Source organism: Kitasatospora sp. NPDC058046, assembly GCF_042885595.1.
GTDB lineage: Bacteria > Actinomycetota > Actinomycetes > Streptomycetales > Streptomycetaceae > Kitasatospora.
The window spans coordinates 1-21,763 of sequence record NZ_JBHVRS010000034.1; the positions used below are offsets into that span (position 1 = coordinate 1).

Below are 21,763 nucleotides of genomic sequence, written 5' to 3' on the forward strand. Positions count from 1 at the left end.
GGACGCGAAGATCACGCAGATCTACGAGGGGACCAACCAGGTCCAGCGGATCGTGATGGCCCGCAACCTCCCGTAACGCGCACACACACGCACCGACGGCCGGTCCTGGGAGCGGCCCGGCCGTCGGCGCCGACCCCGCGCACGGATGTTAGGTTCCGGTGGATGAGCGAGAAGGAAGAGCAGGACCAGCCCATGAATGACGGGCCCTCGAAGCCGGCGATGCGCGAGGCGCTGGTGGCCGCGGCCTTCGAGCTCTTCCTGGAGCGCGGCTTCGAACAGACCACCGTCGACGACATCGTCTCGCTGGCCGGCGTCGGCCGGCGCTCCTTCTTCCGCTACTTCCCGGCCAAGGAGGACGTGGTCTTCCCCGACCACGAGCGCAGCCTCGCCGAGATGACGGAGTTCCTGGAGTCCGGCACCGGCGAGGAGGACCCGGTCAAGCACGCCTGCGACGCCGCCCGCCTGGTCCTGCGGATGTACGCCGAGCAGCCCTCCTTCTCCGTCCAGCGCTACCGGCTGACCCGCAAGGTGCCCGGCCTGCGGGCGTACGAGCTGTCCGTGGTCTGGCGCTACGAGCACACCCTCGCCGCCTACCTGCGCGGCCGCTTCGCCGACCGCCCGGACGGCCCCCTGCGCGCGGACGTGATCGCCGCCGCCGTCGTCTCCGCGCACAACCACGCCCTGCGCACCTGGCTGCGCTCGGGCGGGAAGAGCGACTGGGTGGCCGAGGTGGACGCGGCGATGGCCTTCGTCACCGGCACCTGGGGCGACCGCCCGGCCGAGGCCGCCGCCGAGGGCGAGTCCGACGACGTCGTGGTGCTGGTCGCCAGCCGCCGGGCGCCGCTGTGGCGGATGGTCCAGAGCATCGAGAGCGCGCTGGGCACCGACGCCCGCTGAGGCCCGACGCGCGGGCCCGGCAAGGAGCCCCCGCCCCGGTACGCGCCGCCCCCGACCGTCACCCGGACGGCGCAGCCGCGCCCGCAGCGGCCCCGGTTGACGGCCCGTGCGCCGTGCGCGGCTCCCGGCGCCGGGCGAGACTCGGTCGCAGGACGGGGCCTCCCGGGCGGCGGGCGGCCCGGGAGCGCGAGGGAGCGGCGATGCCGACGACGTCCCGGCAGCCGGGCAGCGGCCCGAACCTGCACGAGGTGCTGCTGCACAAGGGCTACCCGCGCCTGCTGCTGATCTCGGCACTGGTCGGCATCCCGGTCTCGCTGGCGGCCTTCGGCTTCGTCGGCCTGGAGCACGAACTCCAGCACTGGGTCTGGGAGAGCCTGCCGGCCGCGGCCGGCTACGGGCGCGCCCCCTGGTGGTGGCCGCTGCCCGCGCTGCTGCTGGCCGGCCTGCTGCTCGCCCCGGTCGTGACCCGGCTGCCCGGGCGCGGCGGCCACGTCCCGGTGGACGGGCTGGGCGGCCCGCCCACGCCGCCGGTCGCCGTCCCCGGCGTGGTGCTGGCCGCGCTCGCCGGTCTGCCGCTGGGCGTGGTGCTCGGCCCGGAGGCACCGCTGATGGCGCTCGGCGGCGGCCTCGCCCTGCTCGCCGTCCGGTCCGCCCGACGTGCCGAACAGCCGCAGCTGGTGGCGGTGTTGGGGACGGCGGGGGCGGCGGCCGCGATCTCCACCATCTTCGGCAGCCCGCTGGTCGCCGCCGTGATGCTGATCGAGGCGGCCGGGCTGGGCGGCCCGCAGCTGATCGCGCTGATCCTGCCCAGCCTGCTGGCCGGCGGGGTCGGCGCGCTGGTCTTCACCGGCTTCGGCCACTGGACCGGCCTGGCGATCGGCGCGCTCTCGCTGCCGCAGGTGCCGAAGAGCGGGGTCCCAGACGCGGGTGACTTCCTCTGGGGCGTCCCGCTGGCCGTCGCGATCGCCGTGGTCTGCGTGGCCGGGCAGACCGTCGGCCGCCGGGTGAAGACCCTCACCACGACCGGCACCGCCCGGCAGACGGCTCTGCGCACCGTGCTGTGCGCGGTCGCCGTCGGCGGCTGCCTCGCCGCGTACGCCCTGCTCACCGGCCGCTCCCCGGAGGAGGCCGCGCTCTCCGGGCAGGCCACCCTGGGCACGCTCGCCGCCGACCCGGCCGCCTGGCCGGTCGGCGCGCTGCTCGCCCTGGTGCTCTGCAAGGGGCTGGGCTGGTCGATCGCCCTCGGCAGCCTGCGCGGCGGCCCGATCTTCCCGGCGATCCTGCTCGGCGCGGCCCTCGGTACGGCCTGCGCGCCGCTGCCGGGCTTCGGCGCCGCGCCCGCCCTGGCCGTCGGCCTCGCGGCCTCCGGTGCCGCCGTCACCGGCCTGCCCGTCACCAGTACCGTCCTCGCGGCGGCCCTGCTCGGCGGCGAGGCGGCGAACTCGATGCCGCTGCTGATCGTGTCCACGGTGGCGGCCTTCATCACCGCGGAGGCGCTGCGCGGCCGGCCGAAGCGGGAGGCCGCCCCGGCCGGCCGCACGGAGGACTCCGGGGTCAGCTGACCTCCGCACCCGGGCCGTCCGGGACCGCGGTCAGGTACTGCTCGATCTGCTGCTGGTTCTCCACCAACCGCAGGCACAGGTGCCGCAGTTGGGCCAGCTCCTCGGCGCTGAAGCCGCGGAAGACGGCGGCCATCGCGCGCTCGGTGGGCGCCCGGAACTCCTCCAGCCAGGCCAGCCCCTCGTCCGTCGCGGTGACCAGCACCGCCCGGCGGTCGTTCGGGGCGGGGGAGCGGCGGGCCAGACCCTCCCGCTCCAGGGTGTCCACCAGGCCGGTGGCATTGCGCGGGCTCACCCCGCCGGCCCGGGCCAACTCGCCCACCGTCAGGCCCGGTTCACCCCCTCCGTCCGCTCCACCCGCCCTGCTCGCCGCACCGAGCCGCACCAGCACGTCCAGCGCCCCCGCGCTCAGCCCCCGCCCCCGTGATCCGTGCGCCCGCAGCTTCTCCACCGCGTGGAACGCCGAGCGTGCGGCGGCCGCCGCCTCCAGCGCCAGGGTGTCCCCGCCCTTGGTGAACACGCCCATGGCCGTCCGCACCCTGCTGTCGTACAGCCGGCCCTCGGCATCCCGCCCCAACGGGCCGGCCGCCGCTTCCTCCGATGTATGTACCTGCTTCATAATGAAGTCATTCTGCATTGTGCGGCGCGCCTGTCAAGGGGGTGGTCCGTCAACCCGCCCGCCGAGGGCGGGACTTCGATGGGAGCCGGACGTGCGATCCGCGAGAGTGCGTCGGCCGCCCGAGCCGCCAGCCAACCGTTCCCGTACGCCGGAGCCGCGTATCGGCCCGTTCGAATGACGCTGCCGAGGGACGGGGCGGGACGGGCGGTGCGGCGGCGGTCCGTGGCGGGGGGCCGATCGGGACGAGGGGTGACGGGGGAGTGCTCCAGCCGACTGATCCTGCGAGATAGGCATACGAACTGTATTTCCGCTGGTGGGATCGGCGATTCTGACGGGGCGTGAGGCCGGACGGGTCGCGGCGCCGGTTGCGGCGGGGTGCGGGCCGTGGCTGTCTGAATCGCGGCGGGGCCGACCGGCGCCGCCACTCGATCCAGAAACTCCGTGGAGGAGATTTTCATGCGTGCTCTCAAGCGAGTCGTGGCTGTCGGCGCCCTCACCGTTCCGCTGGTCCTCGGCTGCGCCGGCCTCGCCTCGGCCGGCACTGGAGGCATCGACGCGAACTTCGGCAAGGGCTACTTCACCGCCAACGAGAACGGCGCCGGTCTCGCGGCCCTCGAATCCCACGTCGGTCCCGACGGTGTGTCGCACGAGGACTTCTGGATCTGGGCGGACGACGAGGGCGTCACCGGCTCCTTCACGGGTTCGGGTGCCACCTTCGTCGACCCGGCCGCGGCCCCCGCCGACGCCCCGGCCGCCGCGGTCGCCGCGCCCGCCGCCGCCCCGGCTGCGGCTCCTGCCGCCGCTCCGGTCGAGGCTGCCGCCCCCGCTGCCGCCCCGGCCGAGGCTGCGGTTCCGGCCGAGGCCGCCGCTCCGGCCGCTGTCAACGAGGGCTGACCGAGCCCTGCCACCTCGGGTGTGACCCGCACCGTCCCGTCGGGCCAGGCCCACCCGGATGCCCGGCCGGTTCCCACCGGCCGGGCATCCGCCCGTGGCGGTCGCACCACAGCGGTGACCCGCGCCACAGGGGCGATCCGCACCGGAAAAGCAGAAAGGCCCCAGATCAACTGGGGCCTTTCTTTCGGTGTCCGAGGGGGGACTTGAACCCCCACGCCCGATAAAGGGCACTAGCACCTCAAGCTAGCGCGTCTGCCATTCCGCCACCCGGACTAGGTGTCGTCCTCGCGGCTTCCGATCTCTCGTCCGTCGCGCTGACAGATGTAACTGTAGCAAAGATCGGCTTGGGGTCCCAAAACGGTTTCCGGCGGGCTCCCGGCGGGCGGGTCCGACGGGTGGCGGGGGCAAGGGGCGGCGTGTGGCGGGGGCGTGACCAGCGGGTTTCGGGAACGTGCGGGGGCTGGATCGGGATCGGGGGCTGGGGGAGGATGGGCGGACGTGCTCGTACGGCCCGGGTGCAGGTCCTGGGGGTGGCGCGCTGGTGCGTCGGTGCGGGCCCAAGACGCGAGGAGTGACCGTGAGCGAGCGGAGCGAGTCGGCGGCGCCGAAGGTGACGGCTGAGTCGGAGGTCGCCGAGATCTGTCGCGATCTGATCCGGATCGACACCAGCAACTACGGGGACGGATCCGGCCCGGGGGAGCGGAAGGCGGCCGAGTACGTGGCCGAGCAGCTCGCCGAGTTCGGGCTGGAGCCGAAGATCTTCGAGTCGGCCAAGGGGCGGGCCTCGACCGTGGTCCGGATCGAGGGCGAGGACCGTTCCCGTCCGGGCCTGCTGATCCACGGCCACACCGACGTGGTGCCGGCCAACGCGGCGGACTGGACCCACGACCCGTTCGGCGGTGAGATCGCGGACGGCTGCGTCTGGGGGCGCGGCGCGGTGGACATGAAGGACATGGACGCGATGACCCTGGCGGTCATCCGCGACCGGCTGCGCACCGGGCGCAAGCCCCCGCGCGACATCGTGCTGGCCTTCCTCGCCGACGAGGAGGCCGGCGGCACCTACGGGGCGCGCTTCCTGGTGGACAAGCACCCGGGGCTGTTCGAGGGCGTGACCGAGGCGATCGGCGAGGTCGGCGGCTTCTCCTTCACGGTCAACGACCAGGTCCGCCTCTACCTGGTGGAGACGGCCGAGAAGGGCATGCACTGGATGCGCCTGACGGTCGAGGGCCGGGCCGGCCACGGCTCGATGGAGAACGACGACAACGCGATCACCGAGCTGTGCGAGGCGGTCGCCCGGCTCGGCCGGCACCAGTTCCCGCTGCGGATCACCAAGACCGTCCGGGCCTTCCTGGACGAGCTGTCGGACGCGCTCGGGGTCGAGCTGGACCCGGAGAACATGGACGAGACGCTGCGCGTGCTCGGCGGTATCGCCAAGATGATCGGCACCACGCTGCGGAACACCGCCCAGCCGACCATGCTCGGCGCCGGCTACAAGGTCAACGTGATCCCCGGTCAGGCCACCGCGCACGTGGACGGCCGCTTCCTGCCCGGCTACGAGGAGGAGTTCCTGGCCGAGCTGGACAGCGTGCTCGGCCCGCGCGTGAAGCGCGAGAGCCTGCACTCGGACAAGGCGATCGAGACCGGCTTCGACGGGGCCCTGGTCGAGGCGATGCAGACCGCGCTGCGGGCCGAGGACCCGATCGCCCGCGCGGTGCCGTACTGCCTGTCGGGCGGGACGGACGCCAAGTCCTTCCAGGACCTGGGCATCCGCTGCTTCGGCTTCGCGCCGCTCCAGCTGCCGCCGGAGCTGGACTTCGCCGGGATGTTCCACGGCGTGGACGAGCGGGTGCCGGTGGACGGGCTGAAGTTCGGCGCCCGGGTGCTGGACCGTTTCATCGACGCCTGCTGAGCCGTTCCGCGCGGCGGTGCCCGCGCTGATCAGGTGACTGGGTCGGCCCGCTCCCGGAGTTCCGGGGGCGGGCCGACCGCATTGTCCGAGCTGATGATTGTGGGACAGGAAGAAAGAGATCGACAGAAGCGATTCTGCTCGGAATTCCAGGCCGATCATGTGTGCGAGATCTCACCGTTGCGGGTGAATGGGAGATCCACTCCGTACCCCGTTTGCCGCAGCGTCGTTCATCCCTGTGCAGCCCGCCGAACGGGTTGCGTTGTCCATACAGGAGGAATGATGAAGGTCAAGAAGATCGCCGCTGTCGCCGCCGCCACCGGTGGCCTGGTGCTCGCCGCCGCCGGTGTCGCGTCCGCTCAGGGCGGCGCCGCCGCCGAGGGTGTGGCCGCCGGTTCCCCGGGTGTCGTCTCGGGCAACCAGATCCAGGTTCCGGTGCACATCCCGGTCAACTTCTGCGGCAACACCGTGAGCGTCGTGGGCGTGCTGAACCCGGCGTTCGCCAACCACTGCGCCAACTTCTGAGTCGACCTCCGGGCCGTCGGGGCCTGTTGAGCCGACTCACGCGAGCCCCCGGGCGGCGGACGCGCCGCGCCGGGGGCGTTCGCGTCCGCGCCGGGATACCGGATACACGGGATCCGACACGATCACTCGATCGAGTGAAGCGGGGTTTCGTTGCTCAACCTCCCCGTTGGCCTCTCGTTAACCCGTGTGCAGCCGAAGCCCTTGCGTGATTTACGGATATACGGAAATTCCGACTTTTTTGCAAGGTTCATGCCAAGGTCGACACGTCGTCTCGAAATGTCAGGGGAAAACATGAGGAAAGTAGCCAAGAAGGGGATCCTCACGGCCGTGGCCACCGGCAGTGTGCTGGCCTCGACCGCCGGCTACGCCTACGCGGGGGGCGCCGACGCGCAGGGGGTGGCCACCGGTTCACCCGGTGTCGTCTCGGGCAACTCGGTCCAGGTGCCGATCGAGGTGCCGATCAATGCCTGCGGCAACACGATCGATGTGATCGGCTTGCTGAACCCGTCCTTCGGCAACCGCTGTGCCAACGTCAGCGGCGGCGGCCATCAGGCGTCCAAGCCCGCCCATGGCGGCCAGTCCGGGCCCGCCGGCGCCGGCCGTACCGACAGCTCCAGTGCCAGCGGGAGCCAGGGTGCCACGGCTCCGGCCAGCACCCTCCCGGCCAGCACTCTGCCGGCCAGTACCCTCCCGGCGAGTGCCGTCCCGGACGCCGCGGGTCCGGCCACCAAGGTTCCGGGTGCCGATGGCACGGGTGTCGACGTCCCGGGGGCCGGCGCCTCCGGTGTCGCCGCCAACTCGGCGGGCGTGCTCTCGGGCAACAGCGTCCAGGCGCCGGTGGACGTTCCGGTCAACGCCTGCGGCAACTCGGTGAACGTGGCCGGCGTCGGCAACCCGGCCTTCGGCAACGACTGCGCCAATGTGGAGAAGGTCGAGAAGGTCACCCCGACGCCGCCGGCCGAGGGCTGCGTGGAGACCTGCCCGACCCCGCCGCAGACCTCCTCCGAGGAGGTGACGAGCGTCGCGCGCACCGGCGTGGCTCCGGCCACCTCCGCGTCCGCCGCCGTGGCGCCCGCCGCCAAGCCGGCGCCGTCCGCCCAGCTGGCCACCACCGGTGCCGGCAACGTCGAGCTGCTCGGGGCCGCCGGCCTCGCGATGCTGCTCGGCGGCGGCGTGCTCTACCGCCGGGCCCGGGCCGGCGCCCGCTGACACGGCGGGAGGGGAACCAGGGCGCGCGCTGAACGGGACCGGTGCGCGCCCGCCCCCGGGCGTACCTGAGGAACGACGCATCCGCGGCCGCCGAGCGAACGGGCGGCCGCGGACGCGTGAGGGCTCGCTGCCGCCCGGGGCCGCGGTGCCCCGCCCGTCACCAGTTCCGGACCTGCCGGATGATCCGCCGCTTCAGCCGGACCGTCCGGCTGCCGTCGGGGAACAACCTCAGCCGGTCGAGCTCCCAGTGCCCGTACTCGGCGTGCTCGGTGAGCAGTTGGCGCGCCGCGTTGCGCGTGGTGCCGCGCGGCATGCGCAGGGACTGGTACTCGTACTCCGGCTGCCGGACCGGCTTCCGTGGGGTCAAAACGCTCCTCCTGGGGATCACCTTCAGGCAAGCCTACGGCCTGCCCCGGACAGTCGGCCCGGGTATTTCCGGCCGTCCTCCCGTGCGCGGGCGACGGTCGGAACGGGTGCGGCCCCGGCCGCCGACTGACAGTGCATCAGTCCTGTTGCCACTGTGGAGGGGATACCCCGATCCCGGCGCGCGAAGCGGCAGCCGGACGGCCTCGGCGGGCCCGGCGTGCGCCCTCCGCGCCCGCTTCGCGCCGGTGGCGCGTGGGGACGAAGCGGGACGGATCGGACATCAGGGGGGAAGTTGCGGTGAAATCGCGGGTGTAGGTGACAACCGCTGTGCGTGGCGACACCGCGGGGAGATAGCGTCTGCACCATGTCTGATGCCGCGCAGCCCACCATTGCCGAGGTACGCGCCGCCGCTGAGGCGGTCAAGGCCGCCATCGACCGTCATCTGGAAGCGGTGTCAAGCCCCAACGCAGCCGATGATCCCGCCGTCACCGCCGCCTACGAGCAGCTCGCGACGGCGGCCATCGCCTACGACCAGCTCCTGTACGAGGCCTACGACGAGGTCACGCCCTTCGAGATCCCCGGGGACGAGGGCCCCGGCGGGTACCACGGCCCTGAACAGCCCGAGGCGATCAGCGTGTTGATCCGCCGTGACTACCACGTCGTCGACCCCGAGCGGCTGCGTGCCCAGGCCGAGCGGCTGGACGAGTCGCTGACCCCGGGCGGCGCCGGCGCGGGCGGGGTGAACGCCGCGATCGGCGTGCTGTTCGGCGAGTACGAGCCCGACGAGATCGCCGCCCGCAGCGAGGAGTTCGGCCTGGAGGAGGCCGACTCGACGCTCTGGGTCGCGGCCACCGAGCCGACCGAGCCGGGCGAGTGGCTGCCCGAGCCCTTCGAGCACGCCGACCCGCAGCTGCTGATCTGCCGGTTCGACGTGAGCGAGGTCTACGACGACGAGGACCCGGACGACTGACGCGGACAGGACGACCGACGCCGTGCAGGACGGCCGACGGGCGGGCCCGGGAACACCGGGGCCCGCCCGTCGTGCGTTCCGGCCGGCGGCCCGTCGGAGCGGGGCCGGCCGGAACGCCGGTCAGTACGCCGAGGCGGCGTTCTCGGCGAGGACCGCCCGCAGCCGGGTGGTGCGCGACTGCGCCTGGCGCTCGGCGACGGCCTGGACGAGCGCCGGGCCCGCCGCGTGCACCACGGACAGGTGCCGCTCGCCGCGGCCGAAGGCGGTGTAGACCCACTGCCGGGTGAGCGCCTGGGCGGCGTCCTCCGGGACCACCACGACCGCGCCCGGCCAGCGCCGGCCGACCGCCTGGTGGACGGTCAGCGCCCAGCCGTGCCGCAGCCGGGCGGCCTCGGCCGGCGGGACGGTCCGGTGCGAGCCGTCCGCGTACTCCAGGTGCAGACCGGTGGCGTCGCCGTCCAGCACCCGGGCCGGGCGGGTGACGCCGGGGGTGGGGGAGTCGACCACCCGGTCGCCCGGGTCGAAGCCGCCGAACCGGCCGGGGCCGGGGTTGAGCCGGGCCTTGGCGGCGGCGTTCAGCGCGCGGGTGCCGGCCGGGCCGCCGTGGCCCGGGGTGAGCAGCACCACCTGCTCGGCCGGGATGCCCAGCGCGCGCGGGATGGAGTCGGTGAGCAGCTGGACGGCGCGGTGGACGGCCTCGCCGGCGTCCTTGGCGGTCAGGATGACCACCTCCTTGTCCGGCGCCTCGACCGGCTGGAGCTCGCCGATGCCGACACCGGAGACCAGCTCGCCGATCGGGCCGAAGTCCGGGGTGCGGGAGGCGACCGCCGGGCAGGCCTTGGCGGCCAGCAGGTCGGCGAAGACCCGCCCGGGGCCGGCCGACCAGAGCTGCCCCGGGTCCCCGCTGAGCACCAGCCGGGTGCCGTCGGCCAGCGACTCCAGGACGACGGCGGCCAGGTCGACGTCCAGCAGCGGGGCATCCAGCACGACCAGCAGGTCCAGGGCGAGCGTGCCGTCCGGGGCGCGGCCGGGGCCGGCGGCGCCGGAGAGCAGCTCGGCGAGGGTGACCACGGGGGCCCCGGCGCCCGCCTCGGCGAGCGCGGCGAGGGAGTCCCGCCCCTGGTCCGTCCAGGTGGCGGCCCAGGCCCGCAGCCCGAGGCCGCGGGCGGCGGCGACCAGCGCGGCCGGCTCGGCGCGGGCCGCCTCGCCGCCGGTGTGCAGCACCAGGGCGTGCTCGGCGACGGCCTTGATCAGGGCGGTCGCGGAGGAGGACGACGCGGCCTCGGCGGCGGCCGCCCACGCGGCCGGGCCGGGGACGGCGGGGGGCTGCTGGGCGGAGCCCTCGGCGGCCTCCGCCCCGGCCTCCGCGTCCTCGGAATCGTCGGCGTCCCCGGGCTCCTCGGCGTCCCCGGTCTCCTCGGCGTCCTCGCCCGGCACGAAGGTGGCCATCAGCTGGAGCAGCTTCTCGGCGAGGCTGTCCTCAGCCATCGCCAGCCCGGCCAGGGCGAGCAGCGTCCGGGTCGGCGCCTCGGCCTCCTCGTCGCCCCCCGCCGCGTGCGCCTCGGGGCCGGCCAGCTCCTCCTGGAAGGAGAGCACCCGCCCGTCCTCGACGGCGGCCTGGATCGCGGTGGCCGGCTCGGGCATCCGGAGCCGGTCGAGCCCGACCGCCACCTCGGCCAGCTCCAGGGCGGAGTGCCCGCGCAGCGCCGCCTGCTCCAGCAGCCACGGCACCAGCGCCCGGGCGCGGCGCTCGTCGCCCGGGCCGGCACCGGCGCCGAGCAGCTCCCGGGCGAAGCCGTCCGCGTGCTCGGGCCGGACGCCGGGCAGGCCCAGCACCGCCCACGGGTCCTCGCGCAGCCGTGCGGGCGCCTCCTCGCCGAGCGCGGCCACGGCGGCGGCCGCCAGGTCGGCCGGGGCGCCGCCGGCGGTCAGCACCTCGACGGTGGCGCGGAGCACCTCCTCGCGCTGCCGGTCGGACACCACCGGGGCGGGGGCAGCCGGGGCGGGGACCCGGGCCGGAGCGGGGGCGGCCGCGACCGGGGAGGTCGGAACGGGGGCGGCCGCGACCGGGGCCGCGGCGGCCGGCTCCGGCTCGCCGGGCTCCGACCCTCCGGGCTCCGGGGCCTCCTCCGTCGGATCCTCCGCGGCCGGGGCTTCCGCCATCGAGGCCTCCGCACGGGCGGCACCCGCCCGTGCGGCACGGTCCGCGGCGTCCTCCGGCTGCATGCCGCGGATCCGCTGGGCCAGCTCCGCGAACTTCGCGGCCTTCGCCTCCGGGGTCAGCTTGGCCCCGGCGGTCACCTCCGGAGCGCCGTTCCCCGTGTCAGTCATCGTCGTCCGCTCCAAAGGTCACTCCACTGCAGGTTCTGCTCGACGACCCGGGCCGGTGGTCACAGCTCCGTCCACCCCTGGTCCGGGTAGTGGTGCACCGGCGACGAGATGTCGTCCAGCGCACCACGGATCTCATCCGGAAGCGTAAGCGCCTCCACCGACAGCGCCGACTGCAGCTGGGCCACCGTCCGTGCTCCGACCAGGGCGCTCGCCACCCCGGGCCGGTCCCGGACCCAGGCCAGCGCGACGGCCAGCGGGGTGCTGGCGAGCCCGTCGGCGGCGGTGGCGAGGGCGTCCACGATCCGCCGCGAGCGTTCCCCGAGGTACGGCTGGACGAACCCGGACAGGTACGGCGAGGCGCCGCGCGAGTCCTGCGGGACGCCGTGCCGGTACTTGCCGGTGAGCACCCCGCGCCCGAGCGGCGAGCCGGCCAGCACGCCGACCCCGGCGTCCAGCGCGGCGGGCAGCGCCTCCCGCTCGATGCCGCGCTGGAGCAGCGAGTACTCCAGCTGCGCCCCGGCCAGCGGCACCCGCCCGTGGTGGGCGTGCTGCCAGGCGGCGGACTTGGCGAGCTGCCAGCCGCTGAAGTCGCAGACCCCGACGTAGCGGGCGCGCCCGGAGGAGACGGCGATGTCGAGGGCGCTGAGCGTCTCCTCGACCGGGGTCACCGGATCGAAGGAGTGCACCTGCCACAGGTCGACGTAGTCGGTGCCGAGCCGGCGCAGCGAGGCGTCCAGGGCGCCGAGCAGGTGGCCGCGCGAGCCGTCGAAGCGGCGGGCGGACTCGGGGACGCTGCCGGCCTTGGTGGCGATGACGAGCTCGGAGCGGGGGACCAGGCTGTCGGTGAGCCGGGAGATCAGGTACTCGGCGCCGCCGTCCGCGTACACGTCGGCGGTGTCGACCAGGTTGCCGCCGGCGTCGACGAACTCCTTGAGCTGTTCGGCGGCCTCCTGCTCGTCGGTGTCGCGGCCCCAGGTCATGGTGCCGAGGCCGAGTCGGGAGACCTGGAGGCCGGTACGGCCGAGGTGACGCTTTTCCATCGGACGGGCCTTCCACTGGCCGGTGGCCCCGGGAGCCCCGGCGGCCCTGTGAACGCGCAGGTGGGGAGAGCGCTCCCCACGTCGGCTGAGCGTAGCGGCCGGTGCGCGGAGAGAGGTGCAGACCCGCAGAACGATCAACAGCACCGGTGTGACCGGATCCACCCCTACCCGTCAGTAGCGTGTTCGGTGCGGGCACGGTTACCCTCGCGACCAACCCCAACCCACTGGAAGGTGCGGCAGATGCGACTCGGGATCAACCTCGGCTACTGGGGACTCGGCATGGACGCCGACAACATCGCCGTGGCCCAGGAGGCGGACCGCCTCGGCTACTCCGTCTGCTGGGCGGCGGAGGCGTACGGCTCGGACGCCGCGACGGTGCTCAGCTTCGTCGCCGCGAAGACCGAGCGGATCGACGTCGGCTCGGCCATCTTCCAGATCCCGGCGCGCACCCCGGCGATGACCGCGATGACCGCCGCGACCCTGGACACCCTGTCCGGCGGCCGGTTCCGGCTCGGCCTCGGCGTCTCCGGCCCGCAGGTGTCCGAGGGCTGGTACGGGGTGAAGTTCGACAAGCCGCTCGCCCGCACCCGCGAGTACGTGGAGATCATCCGCAAGGCGATGTCCCGCGAGCGCCTGGTGCACGAGGGCGAGCACTGGACGCTCCCGCTGCCCGGCGGCCCCGGCAAGCCGATCAAGCTCACCGTGCACCCGGTGCGCGAGCACATCCCGCTGTACATCGCCGCGATCGGGCCCAGGAACCTGGAGCTGACCGGCGAGATCGCCGACGGCTGGCTCGGCATCTTCTTCTCGCCCGAGCACGCCGCGCTCTCCCTCGACCCGCTGACGGCCGGCCGCGCCAAGGCCGGGAGGACGCTGGAGGGCTTCGACCTCTGCCCGACCGTGAACCTCGCGGTCGGCGAGGACATCAAGGCCGGTGTCGACGCCCTGCGCTCGTACGCCGCGCTCTACATCGGCGGCATGGGCAGCAAGGAGAAGAACTTCTACAACCAGCTCGCCCGGCGGATGGGCTACGAGCAGGCCGCCGACGAGGTCCAGGAGAAGTACCTCGCCCGGGACCACGCGGGCGCCGCGGCCGCCGTCCCGCACGACCTGATCGACGCCACCTCGCTGATCGGCGACACCGCCCGGATCGCCGACCGGATGCAGGCCTACGCCGAGGCGGGCGTCACCACGCTCACCCTGGCCCCGGCCGGGTTCACCCTGGACGAGCGGATCCTGGCGCTGCGCACCGGTGTCGAGGCGCTGGAGCGCGCCGGACTGGCCTGACCGGGGCCGGGTGTCCGAGCGGCCCGACCGCCTGTGGTCCGACCGGCGGCGCTACAGCCAGTCGTGCCGCTTGAACACCCGGTGCAGCACCAGGCAGACCACGGTCATCAGCACCAGCACCGCCGGGTACCCCCAGATCTGGTGCAGCTCCGGCATGTGCTCGAAGTTCATCCCGTAGATGCCCGCGATCATGGTCGGTACGGCGGCCAGCGCCGCCCAGGCCGAGATCTTCCGCATGTCGTTGTTCTGCTGGACGCTGACCTGCGCCAGGTTGGCGTTCAGGATGTCGGACAGCAGCCGGTCCATGCCGTCCACCTGGTCGTTCACCCGGGCCACGTGGTCGGCGACGTCCCGCAGGTAGGGCGCGGCCTCGGGGCGGACGAAGCGGGCGCCGCGCTCCAGGGCCAGCATCGGCTCCAGCAGCGGGCCGGTGGCCCGGCGCACGGACATCACCTGGCGCTTGTAGCCGTAGATCCGTCCGGCGGTGTCGCGGTCGACCCGGGAGGGGGAGAAGATGTCCGCCTCCAGTTCGTCCAGGTCGGTCTGGAGCCCGGCGGCCACGTCCATGTAGCCGTCGACGATCGTGTCGCAGACCGAGTGCAGCACCGAGCTGGGCCCGTACCGCAACTGTTCGGGGTCCTGCTCCAGGGCGGCCCGCAGTCCGCTGAGCGGGCTGTCCTCGCCGTGCCGGACGGTCATCACGAAGTCCGGGCCGAGGAAGACCATCACCTCGCCGACCGTGACGACGTGCCCGCCGGGGTGGTAGCCGAGGGTCTTCAGCGCGACGAACAGCGAGCCCTTGTAGGCCTCCACCTTGGGGCGCTGGTGGGCGCTGACGACGTCCTCGACGGCCAGCGGGTGCAGCGCGAACTCCTGGCCGACGCGGTCGAGTTCCTCGGCGGTGGGCTCGAACAGGCCTATCCAGACGAAGCCGTCCGGACCGGCCGCGCGGGCGGCGGCGAGTGCGCCGGCCAGGTCCTCGGGGGCCTCGATGCGGCGGCCGTCGTGGTAGGCGGCGCAGTGGACGATCATGCGGGCCATTGTCACCCGAGCGGGGCCGTCCGGCACGGATCCGGGGGATTCCGGTCCACCGGCCCCCGGCGGCCGGGGCGGTGGCGGACCCGGCCGCCGCGGGCCGGACGGGCGGGAAATCCGGTCTCCACGGCCGGGCCCGGAGGCCGTAGGCTGACCCCATGCCCACCCTGCTGCTCGTCCGTCACGGCCGCTCCACCGCGAACACCGCCGGAATCCTGGCCGGTTGGACCCCCGGCGTGGACCTCGACGACACCGGCCGGGACCAGGCCGCCGCGCTGGCCGGCCGACTGGCCGGCATCCCGCTGGTGCGGGCGGTCAGCAGCCCGCTGGAGCGCTGCCGGCAGACGCTGGAGCCGCTGCTGGCGGTCCGGCCCGAGCTCGGGCCGCCGGCCGAGGACGAGCGGCTGGGGGAGTGCCACTACGGCGAGTGGACCGGCCGTCCGCTGGCCGAGCTGGCCAAGGAGCCGCTCTGGCGCACCGTGCAGGACCACGCCGCCGGGGCCGCCTTCCCCGGCGGGGAGTCGCTGCGCGAGCTGAGCCACCGCACGGTGGACGCGGTGCGCGAGTGGAACCGGAGGATCGCGGACGAGCACGGCGAGGACGCGGTCTGGATCGCCTGCTCGCACGGGGACGTGATCAAGGCCGTGGTGGCCGACGCGCTCGGGCTGCACCTGGACCACTTCCAGCGGATCAGCGTCGAGCCCTGTTCGGTCACCGCGATCCGCTACACCCCGCAGCGGCCCTTCGTGCTGAGGATGGGCGACACCGGCGACCTCGCCTCGCTCGCCCCCCGGCCGGGCCCGGCGGCGGCCACCCCGGCCGGCGACGCGGTGGTCGGCGGCACCGTCTAGGCCGCGCCGCCGACGGGCCGTCCGGGGAGGCGCCGTCCGCGGCGGCACCGTTCGCTTCCCCGGGTGCCACCCCGCCCGCGGCCGTCGGCTCGGCTCCCCGGCCGGAGCCCGAAGGTCGTAGGGTGACTAGCGAGTCCATCCGGCCGCGGCCCGCCCCCGGCGGAACCGCGCCGACCGACACGATCCGGAGCGAGAGCGTGCCCCGTCAGGTCTTCTTCTACGACCAGCCCGAACGGTTCGTGGCCGGCACCGTCGGCCAGCCCGGCGCCCGGGCGTTCTACCTTCAGGCCAGCGCCCGGGGCCGGATCACCAGCGTGCTGCTGGAGAAGACCCAGGTCGCGGCGCTCGCCGAGCGCATCGAGGAGGTCCTGGACGAGGCGCTGCGGCGCAGCGGCGGCGACACGTCCATCCCGGCCGCCGCCCCGAACGACCTGCTCGACACCGCGCCGCTGGACCTCCCGCTGGAGCAGGAGTTCCGGGTCGGCACCATGGCCCTGGCCTGGGACAGCGTGGACGCCTGCCTGGTGGTCGAGGCGCAGGCGCTGGTCGAGGAGGAAGAGGAGGAGGACGCCGCCGAGGCGGCCTTCACCGACGACGAGAACGGCCCGGACATGCTGCGGGTGCGGCTGTCCGGCGCGATGGCCCGGGTCTTCGCCAAGCGCGCGCTGGACCTGGTCGCGGCCGGCCGCAAGCCCTGCCCGTTCTGCAACCTGCCGCTCGACCCGGAGGGCCACCTGTGCCCGCGCGCGAACGGCTACCGGCGCTGAACACCGACACCCCGCCGCAGGCCGACCCGTCGGCCGCCGCCGCGCTGGCCGCCGACGTGCCCACCGCCCTCGCGCTGCTGCGCCAGGGCGGGCTGACGGTGCACGGGCGGCTCACCGACGCCTCCAACGCCGCGCTGTACTGCACGGTGGCGCACGGCTCGCTGAGCGCGCAGGCCGTCTACAAGCCGGTCGCCGGGGAGCGCCCGCTGTGGGACTTCCCGGACGGCACGCTGGCCGGCCGCGAGGTCGCCGCGTACGAGCTGTCCGCCGCGACCGGCTGGGCGCTGATCCCGCCGACCGTGCTGCGCGACGGCCCGCACGGGCCCGGCATGCTGCAGCTGTGGGTCGAGCCGGACCCGACGGCCGAGCCGCTGCTCGCGCTCCAGGACCCGCGCGGCCCGGAGGCGGGCTGGCTGCCGATCGTCCGGGCCGAGGTCGAGGGCGGGCGGACGGCCCTGCTGGTGCACCACGACGACCGGCGGCTGCGCCGGCTCGCCGTCCTGGACGCGGTGCTCAACAACGCCGACCGCAAGGGCGGCCACCTGATCCCGGCCGCCGACGGCCGGGTGTACGGCATCGACCACGGCGTCACCTTCAACACCGAGGACAAGCTGCGCACCCTGCTCTGGGGCTGGGCCGGCGACCCGCTGCCCGCCGAGGCGCTGGAGGTGCTGGCCCGGCTGGCCGAACAGCTGGACGGCGAGCTCGCCGAGCGCCTCGCCCCGCACCTGACGGCGGCCGAACTGGACGCCACCCGGGCCCGGGTGGCCGCGCTGCGCGGCTCCGGCCGGCACCCGCTGCCGCCCGAGGACTGGCCCGCGATCCCCTGGCCGCCGGTCTAGGACGGGGCTTCGGCGGGTCCGAACCGGTGCCCGAACCGGTGCCCCGGAGCGCCGGTGGTCCGGACCGCTCGCCGAAAACGGCGGCAGATGGTCTGGACCTGTCCCCGGAACAGGTCGCACACTGCTCCGATGGATGTGCGACGGACGACCCCCACCCCCCGAACCACGCCGGACCTGCCGTTGCACCGGTTACAGGTCCCGCTGCCCCAGCTGCTCCCCTTCGCCATCGGCAGTTTCGACGCGATCGGCCCGCTCTCCCGGGCCGGCTTCCCCCACCGGCACTCGTTCTACGAAATAGTCCACGTCACCGGCGGCCACGGCGCCCACGTCCTGGACCTCGTCCACCGGCCGCTGGCGCCACCGCAGTTGTGCGTGATCACGCCCGGCCAGGTGCACTACTGGGCGGACGCCGAGGAGCTGGTCGGCCGGGTCGTCCTGTTCAACGAGGACTTCCTGCTCGGCCACCCCCAGGACCTCGCCGCCCTGCGGGCGCTGGCCACCCGCCCGGCCCTCGCGCTCGGCGACCAGGCCGACGCGGTCGCCGCGCTGCTCGCCGACATGGAGTACGAGTACCGGACCAGGGGGCCCGGCTACCAGGGCGTGCTGCGGGCCAGCCTGCACATCCTGATCGTCCGGGCGCTGCGCGCCTGCGCCCCGGCCGACCGCCCGTCGGTGCCCGGCCGCCCGGCCGAAGTGGCCGCCGCCTTCACCCGGTTGATCGCCCGGCCGGGCGGGGTGCGGCACTCGGTGGCCTCCACCGCGCAGGAACTCGGCGTCTCCCCGGGGCACTTGCAGACCCTGGTGAAGCAGGCCACCGGCCGGACGCCCGGCGGGCTGATCCGCCGCCAGCAGACTCTGGAGGCCAAACGTCTGCTCGCCTGCACGGACTTGACGATCCGTCAGGTCGCCAAGGAGGCGGGCTTCGTCGACCCGGCGTACTTCTGCCGGTTCTTCCGCCGGGAGACCGGGATGACCCCGGGGGAGTTCCGGTCCAGGGTCGACGGAAATCACCACGATCCCCGGATCATGTCCATCGCGGTCGCACCGGACGGCCCGTAACTTTGCTGGTGGCCACCGGTGGCCGGTCCGGCGCGCACGGACGGGCGGCCGGTCCGGCCCTTGTCATGCCCCCACCATGGCAAGGGCCGCCCCCACCCCCCGCCTCACGATAAGGAGACGGCGCATGCCCACGCCCGACGGCATGATCAGCCGCAAGACCGTCCTCAAGGCCGCCGCCGCGCTCGGGGCCGCCCCGCTGCTCGTCGGCGGCGGGGTCGCACTGGCCCGGGACCAGATCGGCACCGGCGAGCCGCTCGCCCTCACCCCCGAGTGCCACGACGGCGACGCCCCCACCATCGAGCAGACCGAGGGCCCGTACTTCAAGCCCAACTCCCCGCTGCGCAGCTCGATGGTCAACGACGGCCCCGGCACCCGCCTGGTGGTCAGCGGCTACGTCTTCGGCCGGGCCTGCCGGCCCATCTCCGGTGTGCTGCTGGACTTCTGGCAGGCCGACGACGGCGGCAACTACGACAACAGCGGATACACCTTCCGCGGCCACCAGTTCACCGACGCCAACGGCGCCTACAAGCTGGACACCATCGTGCCCGGCCTCTACCCGGGCCGCACCCGGCACATCCACGTCAAGCTCCAGGCCCCCGGCCGCTCGATCGTCACCACCCAGCTGTACTTCCCGGGCGAGCCGCGCAACAACACGGACACCATCTACGACGCCCGGCTGCTGATGAACGTCCGGCAGAACGGGTCGACCCGCGAGGGCAGCTACGACTTCGTGCTGAACGTGGCGCAGACCCCGGGCACGCCGAGCCCCACGCCCACCCCGACCTCCACCTCCACCGGTGGCCCGACCACGCCGCCCGGCGGGAGCTGGGCCGCGGGCACCTCGTACAACGCGGGCGACCGCGTGACCTACTCCGGCGTCTCCTACACCTGCCTCCAGGCGCACACCGCCATGGCCGGCTGGGAGCCGCCGAACGTGCCGGCCCTCTGGCAGCGGTCGTAGCGGCTCCGGCCGCTCCACCCGAGGAGCCGGGCGCCCGGTCGGCGGCAGGGCCGACCGGGCGCTCACCCATGCCCGGAGCCGGGTGCGGGGGGCGTACACCACGCGTTCCGACAGCGCCGGATCCGTGCAATACCAGTCGGGAAACTGTCGGGCAACGGTAGGAAACGAATCCAGTCGATCTTTCGTACTGGTTAGGCTTTCAAATGTTCGCAAGGTTAAAGTTGTTTCCATGCATGCCTGGCCCGCCTCCGAGGTTCCCGCCCTGCCTGGTCAGGGGCTCCCCCTCCGTATCCACGACACCGCAGCGGGCACAGTCCGGGAGGTCGTGCCGCAGGACGGCACCGCCCGGATCTACGTCTGCGGCATCACGCCCTACGACGCGACCCACATGGGCCACGCCGCCACCTACAACGCGTTCGACCTGGTGCAGCGCGTCTGGCGGGACGCCGGTCACGACGTCCTGTACATCCAGAACGTCACCGACGTCGACGACCCGCTGCTCGCCCGCGCGGTCGAGACCGGCCAGGACTGGACCGCCCTCGCCGAGCGCGAGACGGCCCTGTTCCGCGAGGACATGACCGCGCTGCGGATGCTCCCGCCGGCCCACTACATCGGCGCCGTCGAGTCGATCCCGTGGATCGTCCCGATCGTGCAGAAGCTGCTGGCCTCCGGCGCCGCCTACCACGTGGACGGCGACATCTACTTCTCGGTCGACGCCGACCCGCGCTTCGGCGAGGTCTCCGGCCTCACCCGCGAGGCCATGCGCCCGGTCTTCGCCGAGCGCGGCGGCGACCCGGACCGCCCCGGCAAGCGCAACCCGCTGGACGCCCTGCTCTGGCTGGCCGCCCGCCCGGGCGAGCCCGCCTGGGACACCGAGCTCGGCCACGGCCGCCCCGGCTGGCACATCGAGTGCGTCGCCATCGCCCTCCGGTACCTCGGGATGTCCTTCGACATCCAGGGCGGCGGCAGCGACCTCTCCTTCCCGCACCATGAGATGGGCGCCGCGCACGCCCAGGTCGCCACCGGCGCCCACCCGTACGCCCAGGCGTACGTGCACGCCGGCATGGTCGCCCTGGACGGCCACAAGATGTCCAAGTCCCGCGGCAACCTGGTCTTCGTCTCGGCGCTGCGCCGCGAGGGCGTCGACCCGGCGGCGATCCGCCTGGCGCTGCTCTCGCACCACTACCGGGCCGACTGGGAGTGGACCAAGAGCACCCTGGACGAGGCCGTCGAGCGCCTCGCCCGCTGGCGCGCCGCGGTCTCCCGCCCGGACGGCCCCTCGGCCGAGCAGCTGCTCGCCGAGGTGCGCGAGGCGCTCGCGAACGACCTGGACGCGCCCGCCGCGCTGGCCGCGGTCGACCGCTGGGCGGACCGGCAGGAGGCCGAGGGCGGCACCGACATCGGCGCTCCCGGCCTGGTGACCCGCACCGTGGACGCCCTGCTCGGCGTCGCGCTGTGACCCGGGTGCGGTAGACCCGGCGCCGGGGCCACCGCACCACACGCCGAAGGGGCGTCAGGACCACGCGGTCCCGACGCCCCTTCGGCGTGTGCGGTACGGGCTACTCGTCCTCGGCGCCGTCCTGGCTCTCCCGGGCGCCGCCCGGCGCCTCCGGATCGGCCGGCCGCTCCGCCGTGGCGTGCCCGGCCACCGGCTTCTCGCCGGTCGGCCCGACGTTCTCCCGGCGGCGCAGGTAGCGCTCGAACTCGCGGGCGATGGCGTCGCCGGAGGCCTCCGGCAGCTCCGCGGTGTCCTGCGCCTCCTCCAGCTGCTGGACGTACTCGGCCACCTCGCTGTCCTCGGCGGCCAGCTGGTCCACGCCGAGCTGCCAGGCCCGGGCGTCCTCGGCGAGCTCGCCCGGCGGGATGCGCAGGTCCAGCAGGTCCTCGAGCTTGTTGACCAGGGCCAGGGTGGCCTTCGGGTTCGGCGGCTGCGAGACGTAGTGCGGCACCGCGGCCCACAGCGTCACGGCCGGCACCCCGGCGTGGGTGCAGGCCTCCTGGAGCACCCCGACGATGCCGGTGGGGCCCTCGTAGCGGCTCTCCTCCAGGTCCAGCCGGCGGGCCAGGTCCGGGTCGGAGGTGACCCCGCTGACGGGCACCGGGCGGCTGTGCGGGGTGTCCCCGAGCAGGGCGCCCAGGATCACCACCAGCTCGACGCCCAGCTCGTGGGCGAAGCCCAGCAGCTCGTTGCAGAACGAGCGCCAGCGCATGCTCGGCTCGATGCCGCGGACCAGCACGACGTCCCTGGTCGTCGGCTCCGTCACCCGGATCACCGAGAGCCGGGTGGTCGGCCAGGTGATCCGGCGGATGCCGCCGTCCAGCCAGACCGTGGGCCGGTTGACCTGGAAGTCGTAGTAGTCCTCCGCGTCCAGCGCGGCGAACACCTTGCCGTTCCAGGTCTCGTCGAGGTGTGCCAGAGCCGCGGAGGCGGCGTCGCCCGCGTCGTTCCAGCCCTCGAAGGCGCAGACCATCACCGGGTCGATCAACTCGGGAACATCTTCCAGCTCGATCACCCAGCGTCTCCCTCCGGTCGGCGGTCGGACCTGCGCCGCCCCGGCTGGCCTGCCGGGGCGCCGACGGGCCGGCTGCCGACTGTCGAACCTCTCGTCTCCCATGGAACGCCTCGCTCCATGGTCCCTACCTGC

The 21,763-nt window shown here is 74.2% G+C and carries 21 protein-coding genes and 1 tRNA gene; 15 read left to right on the forward strand and 7 right to left on the reverse strand.

Annotated elements, in window-relative coordinates; translation table 11 throughout:
* The 3 genes from ACFVU7_RS40920 to ACFVU7_RS40930 all read left to right on the forward strand — a co-directional run.
* The coding region (locus ACFVU7_RS40920) for an acyl-CoA dehydrogenase family protein (protein ID WP_374214750.1) at nucleotides 1-76 on the forward strand (76 nt) is incomplete at its 5' end.
* A gap of 86 nt (nucleotides 77-162) precedes the next feature.
* On the forward strand, nucleotides 163-897 hold the full coding sequence (locus ACFVU7_RS40925; RefSeq protein ID WP_234348735.1) for a TetR family transcriptional regulator: 735 nt from the start codon (nucleotides 163-165) through the stop codon (nucleotides 895-897).
* A 200-nt stretch (nucleotides 898-1,097) separates the two neighbouring features.
* Entirely contained in the window at nucleotides 1,098-2,459 is a 1,362-nt protein-coding gene (locus ACFVU7_RS40930; protein ID WP_388051342.1) for a chloride channel protein, read from the forward strand.
* Here the strand turns inward: ACFVU7_RS40930 and ACFVU7_RS40935 are convergent.
* The gene (locus tag ACFVU7_RS40935) at nucleotides 2,452-3,075 is read right to left on the reverse strand and encodes a MarR family winged helix-turn-helix transcriptional regulator (RefSeq protein WP_388051345.1); all 624 of its coding nucleotides are present in this window, start codon (nucleotides 3,073-3,075) and stop codon (nucleotides 2,452-2,454) included. The genes ACFVU7_RS40930 and ACFVU7_RS40935 overlap by 8 nt on opposite strands.
* A 456-nt stretch (nucleotides 3,076-3,531) precedes the next feature.
* Here ACFVU7_RS40935 and ACFVU7_RS40940 point away from each other — a divergent pair, with 456 nt between their 5' ends.
* Entirely contained in the window at nucleotides 3,532-3,969 is a 438-nt protein-coding gene (locus ACFVU7_RS40940; RefSeq protein WP_388051347.1) for a hypothetical protein, read from the forward strand.
* A 188-nt stretch (nucleotides 3,970-4,157) separates the two neighbouring features.
* Here the strand turns inward: ACFVU7_RS40940 and ACFVU7_RS40945 are convergent.
* Nucleotides 4,158-4,242 (reverse strand) — tRNA-Leu (locus ACFVU7_RS40945).
* Between the two features lie 304 nt (nucleotides 4,243-4,546).
* Between ACFVU7_RS40945 and ACFVU7_RS40950 the strand changes: the two genes are divergently transcribed.
* The 3 genes from ACFVU7_RS40950 (at nucleotide 4,547) to ACFVU7_RS40960 (ending at nucleotide 7,609) form a co-directional block, all read left to right on the forward strand.
* Nucleotides 4,547-5,878 carry a M20/M25/M40 family metallo-hydrolase gene (locus ACFVU7_RS40950; RefSeq protein ID WP_049659731.1) on the forward strand — a complete coding sequence of 444 codons (1,332 nt, stop codon included), beginning with the start codon at nucleotides 4,547-4,549 and terminating at the stop codon, nucleotides 5,876-5,878.
* A 279-nt stretch (nucleotides 5,879-6,157) separates the two neighbouring features.
* Nucleotides 6,158-6,400, forward strand: coding sequence for a chaplin (locus ACFVU7_RS40955; RefSeq protein ID WP_049659730.1), 243 nt, complete (start codon nucleotides 6,158-6,160; stop codon nucleotides 6,398-6,400).
* A gap of 327 nt (nucleotides 6,401-6,727) precedes the next feature.
* Nucleotides 6,728-7,609, forward strand: a complete 882-nt coding sequence (locus ACFVU7_RS40960) for a chaplin (protein WP_388051349.1) — start codon at nucleotides 6,728-6,730, stop codon at nucleotides 7,607-7,609.
* 157 nt (nucleotides 7,610-7,766) lie between these two features.
* On the opposite strand, the gene ACFVU7_RS40965 is transcribed toward ACFVU7_RS40960, so the two are convergent.
* Nucleotides 7,767-7,976 carry a DUF5703 family protein gene (locus ACFVU7_RS40965; protein WP_037901221.1) on the reverse strand — a complete coding sequence of 70 codons (210 nt, stop codon included), beginning with the start codon at nucleotides 7,974-7,976 and terminating at the stop codon, nucleotides 7,767-7,769.
* Between the two features lie 363 nt (nucleotides 7,977-8,339).
* On the opposite strand from ACFVU7_RS40965, the gene ACFVU7_RS40970 reads away from it, so the two are divergent.
* Nucleotides 8,340-8,945 carry a hypothetical protein gene (locus tag ACFVU7_RS40970; protein WP_049660402.1) on the forward strand — a complete coding sequence of 202 codons (606 nt, stop codon included), beginning with the start codon at nucleotides 8,340-8,342 and terminating at the stop codon, nucleotides 8,943-8,945.
* Nucleotides 8,946-9,065: 120 nt separating this feature from the next.
* On the opposite strand, the gene ACFVU7_RS40975 is transcribed toward ACFVU7_RS40970, so the two are convergent.
* Together ACFVU7_RS40975 and ACFVU7_RS40980 are read right to left on the reverse strand one after the other, a co-directional pair.
* Nucleotides 9,066-11,276, reverse strand: coding sequence for a helix-hairpin-helix domain-containing protein (locus ACFVU7_RS40975; protein WP_388051352.1), 2,211 nt, complete (start codon nucleotides 11,274-11,276; stop codon nucleotides 9,066-9,068).
* 59 nt (nucleotides 11,277-11,335) lie between these two features.
* Nucleotides 11,336-12,316, reverse strand: a complete 981-nt coding sequence (locus tag ACFVU7_RS40980; RefSeq protein WP_388051354.1) for an aldo/keto reductase — start codon at nucleotides 12,314-12,316, stop codon at nucleotides 11,336-11,338.
* Between the two features lie 240 nt (nucleotides 12,317-12,556).
* Here ACFVU7_RS40980 and ACFVU7_RS40985 point away from each other — a divergent pair, with 240 nt between their 5' ends.
* On the forward strand, nucleotides 12,557-13,603 hold the full coding sequence (locus ACFVU7_RS40985) for an LLM class F420-dependent oxidoreductase (protein WP_117487218.1): 1,047 nt from the start codon (nucleotides 12,557-12,559) through the stop codon (nucleotides 13,601-13,603).
* Between the two features lie 51 nt (nucleotides 13,604-13,654).
* On the opposite strand, the gene ACFVU7_RS40990 is transcribed toward ACFVU7_RS40985, so the two are convergent.
* The gene (locus ACFVU7_RS40990; protein ID WP_388051357.1) at nucleotides 13,655-14,635 is read right to left on the reverse strand and encodes a magnesium and cobalt transport protein CorA; all 981 of its coding nucleotides are present in this window, start codon (nucleotides 14,633-14,635) and stop codon (nucleotides 13,655-13,657) included.
* A 161-nt stretch (nucleotides 14,636-14,796) separates the two neighbouring features.
* Between ACFVU7_RS40990 and ACFVU7_RS40995 the strand changes: the two genes are divergently transcribed.
* The 6 genes from ACFVU7_RS40995 to mshC all read left to right on the forward strand — a co-directional run bounded on the left by ACFVU7_RS40995 (nucleotide 14,797) and on the right by mshC (nucleotide 20,577).
* Nucleotides 14,797-15,489 carry a histidine phosphatase family protein gene (locus ACFVU7_RS40995; RefSeq protein WP_049650989.1) on the forward strand — a complete coding sequence of 231 codons (693 nt, stop codon included), beginning with the start codon at nucleotides 14,797-14,799 and terminating at the stop codon, nucleotides 15,487-15,489.
* 197 nt (nucleotides 15,490-15,686) lie between these two features.
* Nucleotides 15,687-16,256, forward strand: a complete 570-nt coding sequence (locus ACFVU7_RS41000) for a DUF3090 family protein (RefSeq protein ID WP_049650988.1) — start codon at nucleotides 15,687-15,689, stop codon at nucleotides 16,254-16,256.
* A gap of 44 nt (nucleotides 16,257-16,300) precedes the next feature.
* On the forward strand, nucleotides 16,301-17,098 hold the full coding sequence (locus ACFVU7_RS41005) for an SCO1664 family protein (RefSeq protein ID WP_074002602.1): 798 nt from the start codon (nucleotides 16,301-16,303) through the stop codon (nucleotides 17,096-17,098).
* 129 nt (nucleotides 17,099-17,227) lie between these two features.
* Nucleotides 17,228-18,157: an AraC family transcriptional regulator gene (locus ACFVU7_RS41010; RefSeq protein ID WP_107086412.1), complete on the forward strand. Its 930-nt coding sequence runs from the start codon at nucleotides 17,228-17,230 to the stop codon at nucleotides 18,155-18,157.
* A 124-nt stretch (nucleotides 18,158-18,281) separates the two neighbouring features.
* Nucleotides 18,282-19,118, forward strand: a complete 837-nt coding sequence (locus ACFVU7_RS41015; protein WP_049650986.1) for a carbohydrate-binding protein — start codon at nucleotides 18,282-18,284, stop codon at nucleotides 19,116-19,118.
* A 229-nt stretch (nucleotides 19,119-19,347) separates the two neighbouring features.
* On the forward strand, nucleotides 19,348-20,577 hold the full coding sequence (mshC, locus tag ACFVU7_RS41020) for a cysteine--1-D-myo-inosityl 2-amino-2-deoxy-alpha-D-glucopyranoside ligase (RefSeq protein ID WP_074002316.1): 1,230 nt from the start codon (nucleotides 19,348-19,350) through the stop codon (nucleotides 20,575-20,577).
* Between the two features lie 100 nt (nucleotides 20,578-20,677).
* Here mshC and ACFVU7_RS41025 read toward each other — a convergent pair whose 3' ends face one another.
* Complete coding sequence (locus tag ACFVU7_RS41025; RefSeq protein WP_049650984.1) at nucleotides 20,678-21,631, reverse strand: PAC2 family protein; 954 nt, start codon at nucleotides 21,629-21,631, stop codon at nucleotides 20,678-20,680.
* Nucleotides 21,632-21,763: the final 132 nt, after the last annotated feature.